7 protein-coding genes are annotated in these 5,125 nt (G+C 52.4%); 5 read left to right on the forward strand and 2 right to left on the reverse strand.

What is annotated here, in order from left to right; genetic code table 11:
- Positions 1–35 precede the first annotated feature (35 nt).
- A complete protein-coding gene (locus ABWO67_RS18935) occupies positions 36–608 on the reverse strand; it encodes a TetR/AcrR family transcriptional regulator (protein WP_353154780.1) in 573 nt (190 codons plus the stop codon).
- A 175-nt stretch (positions 609–783) separates the two neighbouring features.
- Between ABWO67_RS18935 and ABWO67_RS18940 the strand changes: the two genes are divergently transcribed.
- The 5 genes from ABWO67_RS18940 (at position 784) to ABWO67_RS18960 (ending at position 4,972) form a co-directional block, all read left to right on the forward strand.
- Positions 784–1,440 carry an amino acid ABC transporter permease gene (locus ABWO67_RS18940; protein WP_353154783.1) on the forward strand — a complete coding sequence of 219 codons (657 nt, stop codon included), beginning with the start codon at positions 784–786 and terminating at the stop codon, positions 1,438–1,440.
- Positions 1,441–1,446: 6 nt separating this feature from the next.
- Positions 1,447–2,100 carry an amino acid ABC transporter permease gene (locus tag ABWO67_RS18945; protein WP_353154786.1) on the forward strand — a complete coding sequence of 218 codons (654 nt, stop codon included), beginning with the start codon at positions 1,447–1,449 and terminating at the stop codon, positions 2,098–2,100.
- 11 nt (positions 2,101–2,111) lie between these two features.
- Positions 2,112–2,894, forward strand: coding sequence for an amino acid ABC transporter ATP-binding protein (locus ABWO67_RS18950; RefSeq protein ID WP_502930057.1), 783 nt, complete (start codon positions 2,112–2,114; stop codon positions 2,892–2,894).
- Between the two features lie 69 nt (positions 2,895–2,963).
- Complete coding sequence (locus ABWO67_RS18955; RefSeq protein ID WP_353154789.1) at positions 2,964–3,800, forward strand: transporter substrate-binding domain-containing protein; 837 nt, start codon at positions 2,964–2,966, stop codon at positions 3,798–3,800.
- 50 nt (positions 3,801–3,850) lie between these two features.
- On the forward strand, positions 3,851–4,972 hold the full coding sequence (locus ABWO67_RS18960; protein ID WP_353154792.1) for a DSD1 family PLP-dependent enzyme: 1,122 nt from the start codon (positions 3,851–3,853) through the stop codon (positions 4,970–4,972).
- Here ABWO67_RS18960 and ABWO67_RS18965 read toward each other — a convergent pair.
- A complete protein-coding gene (locus ABWO67_RS18965) occupies positions 4,969–5,055 on the reverse strand; it encodes a toxin-antitoxin system HicB family antitoxin (protein WP_353154798.1) in 87 nt (28 codons plus the stop codon). The two genes, ABWO67_RS18960 and ABWO67_RS18965, sit on opposite strands and share 4 nt — an antisense overlap.
- Between the last annotated feature and the right edge of the window lie 70 nt (positions 5,056–5,125).

Below are 5,125 nucleotides of genomic sequence, written 5' to 3' on the forward strand. Positions count from 1 at the left end.
CGCCCAGTCAGAGTCAGGCCTGCACGGCAACGCTTTTAACCCACAATGTCGCTATCAACCTCGTCGACCATAGACAAGAGTTTTTTTATCAAGCGCTCGCGCTGTTCTGGAGGAAACGGAGAAAGCCCCAACATTTCCATGAACCACAGCCCTTCCGTAGCAGCGTGGACAACAGCCGCGCAATCAAACCCCGCCACTTCAACAAATGGCGGAAAACGCTCTTGGAAATACTGGCGTATAGGCTCGGCCGATTCATCAACCATAGAACCTGCAGCCAACATTTTTGTGCTGATGCCATCATTGTCGGCGCGATTGTTGGCCGAAGCTAGAACATAGGCTTTTAGATCGCGGCATCGCGTAGGGCGAAGTTTTTTCGCTTCAAGCGCACGCGCAATATAACGCCGTTGCACAAGGTGGGCATTAGCAGCCTTAAGCAAATCTTCTTTGAATCGGAAGTGATAAAGCAAACCGCCTTTACTGACGCCGGCACGCTCGGCCACCAAGTCCAAGGTAAGGCGATCAGTACCAAGGTCTTTAATAACGTCCAGCGTCGCATCAAGAATTCGCAACTTTGCGCTTGGCCTGCCACGGCTTTTCGGAACTGTCATTTTTATATGTCCCCCCTGCCACTCATCAGAAATTCAGGGTATTCCCCAATTAAAGCATACCTATACTACTATACAATTCGCATTACTATACAGTCCAGACGGTATAGTAATTACTGTTAGCTTTGCCTTGTGGACGTTGTAAGCACAAAAAGAATTTTTCAATTCGGAGCATACATTGTTTTTTGACTGGTCATTAATCGTACGCAACCAAGACGCCTTTACCACCGGGCTCTGGCTCACATGTCTATTGTCGATCACTGCGGGCGCCCTAAGCCTGGTGCTCGGGTTTAGCCTCGCAGCATTGCGAATCAAGGCTGGCCGCCTGCTGGGGCCCGTGCTCACCGCTTATGTTGAGCTAATGCGGAACACACCGCTACTGCTTACCTTATATCTGATCTACTTTGGGCTTCCCATGGTGGGACTCGCCATCCCCACATTCACCTGCGTCGTTGTAGCCCTGGTCTTGCAGCACACAGTATTTGTCTCAGAGATCATACGCGGCGGGTTCCTGTCTGTGCCGAACACGCAAATCGAAGCGGGGCGAGCCTTGGGCATGACACCCTTCGAAGTGTTTCGCATTGTCCGCTTCCCCCAGGCTTTTTCGGCTGCCCTGCCTGCCCTGATGGGCGCCCTCATCATTCTTGTACACGACACATCCCTGGGCGCGGCCATCTCGCTGGTCGATCTGACCATGGCTGCAAAAGTCGTATCGCAGCGCACCGCATCCAGCTTTGAACCCTTCGTGGCCATCGCCATCCTGTACTCATTAATCTCTTGGGTCCTGAGCCGTATCGGCGCTGTTGTCGAACGCCGCACGGCCATTGCACGGTAAACGACCATGATAGATACGCTTATCACCGCAGCGCCGCTCTTATTGGAGGCTGTCGGGCAAACGCTTTTACTGGCGGCCATTTCGATTGTCGCAGCCTTGATCCTGGGCTTTTTCCTGGCCGAACTAAGCATTCTTGGCGGACGCTTCTCTGGATTCCTGGTGCGTTTCCTGGTTGAGGCCATCCGGGGAATTCCCGTCCTGGTCTTTATATTCCTAACCTATTACATCTTGCCTGTCATGGGTATACGCATAGACAAGTTCTATGTAGCCGTTATCGCACTAGCTGTTTTTTTCTCGGCCTTTTCCACAGAAATATTCCGCGGATCATTTCGCTCCATCTCGCGCGGGCAAACCGAAAGCGGAAAAGCGATGGGTATGTCGACATGGCAGATTCAAATCATCGTGTTATTGCCGCAAGTGATACGAACCTCTCTGCCTGCGCTAATGAACCTGGCCGCCATCATTATCAAAGCCACATCCTTGGTTTCCATAATAGGCGTATGGGAACTGACTCTGGCCACAAATGAACTGGTCATGCGCAGTATGGCGCCGTTTACCTTCTTTATCGTGGCGATGATTATCTATTTCATTATTTGCTATTCGATAGTGCGCAGCGCCCAGCACCTGTTACGTCGAATGAACCTATCACAGAAACCCTGAGAACCCATCCTATGCCCATGATTTCCGTACAAAATATATGCAAGTCGTTTGGCGACAACCAGGTCTTGCGCGATTTGTCTTTCAACGTTCAAAAAGGGGAAACCGCTGTGCTATTGGGGCGCAGCGGCTCCGGCAAAAGCACCATGCTGCGCTGCATGAATTTGCTGGAACACTGGGACTCAGGCGAGATTCGGGTTGACGGCGAAGTACTGGGGCGCAAACCGCAGCCCAATGGAGGATGGCGGCAGTGGACGGGGCGCGAAGAAGCCCAGGCACGCCAGCGGATAGGCATGGTGTTTCAGCAGTTCAATCTTTTTCCCCACATGACGGTTCTGCAAAACGTCATGTGCGGCCCCAAGAGAATCCTGAAGCTCGGTACCGACGAATCCCGGGAAATTGCCATGAATCTGCTCAGCCAAGTAGGGCTGGCAGAGAAAAAAGATCAGTTTCCCGCCTTCCTGTCGGGCGGCCAACAGCAGCGTGTAGCCATTGCCCGTACGCTGGCCATGAAACCCAGCGTGTTGCTGCTAGACGAAATCACGTCGGCGCTTGATCCTGAACTGGTTGGCGAAGTGCTGGAAGTCGTACAAGACCTGAAGCGCCGAGGCATGACCATGGTATGCGTCACCCATGAAATATCTTTTGCCCAAGATGTCGCCGACCAGGTGATTTTCATGGAGGAAGGCAGAGTCGTCGAACAAGGCGACCCGGCCACGGTGCTGGCCCATCCATCTACCGACCGGTTAAAGAAATTCCTGACCCGTTTCCATACAGGAGGGGCCATAGCGCGCTAAGCAAAGCGCTGGTTTGCAATTCATGTTGGTTTTTAGCAGTTCAATTTAACTCAACAAAGAGAGATGAATATGTTTAATCGAAAATCTATCTGCTTCATGATGGCATTGGTTGTCGGGATGACCATGGGCATGGCCCGTGTGGCTCATGCCGACAAACTAAAAGATATTCTCAAGCGTGGCCACCTGATTGTAGGCACAACCAGCACCACCCCCCCTTTCGGTTTCAAGAACGACAAGGGCGAACTTACCGGCTTTGATATTGACGTTAGCCGCCTAATTGCCAAAGCCTTGTTTGGCGACCCCAGCAAAGTCAAATTCGAACTATTAAGCAACGAAGCCAGATGGTCGTCCCTGGAAAATGACCAGGTAGACATGGTGGCTCAGTTTGCCACCATCACCCCAACCCGGTTGACCCGCGTCGGTTTCACACCCCGTTATTTTGACACCGGAATGACGGTAGTCGTGCGCAAAGACTCGAAAATCAAGACCCTTGCCGATGTCAACGATCCTTCAGTAACCGTTGCCACGCTGACCGTACCCGAACAAATTGATTCGATCGCGAAGGCTGCGCCTAAGGCAAAAGTAGCCAGCTTTGACTCTGTCGACCAGCAGTCCCTGGCACTGCGCTCGAATCGCGTCCAGGCATTTATGGTCGATTTGCCCATCGCCATGTGGTACGCCGCAAAAGACGAAGAAGTCACGTTCGTGCCTGAACTCTTTAGCGGGTTTCAAAACTACGGGATCGCCTACAAGCTTGGCGAACTATCCTGGAAACAGTTTCTGGACGGCTTTGTTTATGAACTGACATCAGGCTATTCCTACCTGGAGTACGAAAAACTCTACCAGAAGTATTTCAACATGAATCCGCCTCCACAACGCCCCTACGCCATCCAGGCAGGCAAGTAAATACAAGGTCAAGCGCGGCCCACCCGAACCAGAGATTAAGCTAAAACACCATGAATATCATTCCTGCCCAAATTGGTTGTCAAATCGACGATATCGACACGCCAGCGCTTGTCCTTGATCTGGACGCCTTCGATCGCAACATGCAAAAAATGGCCAGCTTCGCACAGGCAACCGGCATTGGGCTACGCCCACACGCAAAAACCCATCGATGCCCGGTCATTGCAATGAAACAGCTGGCGCTAGGGGCTATGGGCCAATGCTGCCAGAAGGTGGGTGAAGCTGAAGTTCTGGTGCGGGGCGGCGTGAAAAACATACTGGTCAGCAACCAGATCATTGATCGCCAGAAACTTCGCCGTCTTGCGGCCCTGGCCAAAGAAGCCGAAATCTCGTTATGCTTTGACGCGGTCGAGCAGGTTGACCGTGCCAGCGAAGCGGCCGCCGAGTTTGGTGTTGAACTAGGCGGGCGTGTAGAAATCGACCTGGGTATGCGACGCTGCGGAATAGCATCGGTTCCAGCGGCCGCCGACCTTGCCTTATATATTGCCTCTAAGCCCAACCTCAAGTTTTGCGGCCTGCAAGCCTATCACGGCGCAGCACAGCATATGTCGGGCTACGAAGCACGAGAAAAAGCCATAGGCACCGCAGCCGCACTGGTTCAAAGCGTTATCGACGCCATTAAGAACAAGGGATTGTCCTGCGAAGTCGTAGGAGGCGCCGGCACCGGTACTTATCACTTTGAAGGCGGCACAGGCGTCTGGAACGAACTGCAGGTAGGCTCTTATATTTTCATGGATGCCGAATACAGAAATATTATCGCCAAAGACGGAGGCCCCTTCCGCGACTTTGAGCACAGCTTGTTCGTACTCAGCACCGTCATGAGCACTGCCGCAACAGGGCGTGTTGTGGTGGATGCTGGATTGAAGTCTTACACTGCGGAAAAAGGGTATCCGCTAGTTCATGGCAAAGAAGGAGTGCAGGTAATAAGCGTATCAGACGAACATGGCTGCCTGGAATTAGATGCCAATGCCGAAACATTAAATCTGGGGGATAAAGTATTTTTAATTCCAGGCCACTGCGACCCAACCGTCAACCTGCATGACTGGTACATAGGGGTACGCAATGGCCGCGTTGAAGCCCTTTGGCCCATTATGGCGCGCGGCGCCAGCAGTTAAAAAATCGCCAGCTTCACCGAAATAAGACGATTCATGCTGATACCCTTTTCTGCCGTTTCTATCGCCAGCCTGCGATGAATCATGGGCGTGACTCTTGCGGAAATATTCCGCTATAAGCACGATCAGAAAATGAGACAGAGAGCGGCTTGCCGC

It is taken from the genome of Pollutimonas bauzanensis (assembly GCF_040393045.1).
GTDB lineage: Bacteria > Pseudomonadota > Gammaproteobacteria > Burkholderiales > Burkholderiaceae_B > Pollutimonas > Pollutimonas bauzanensis_A.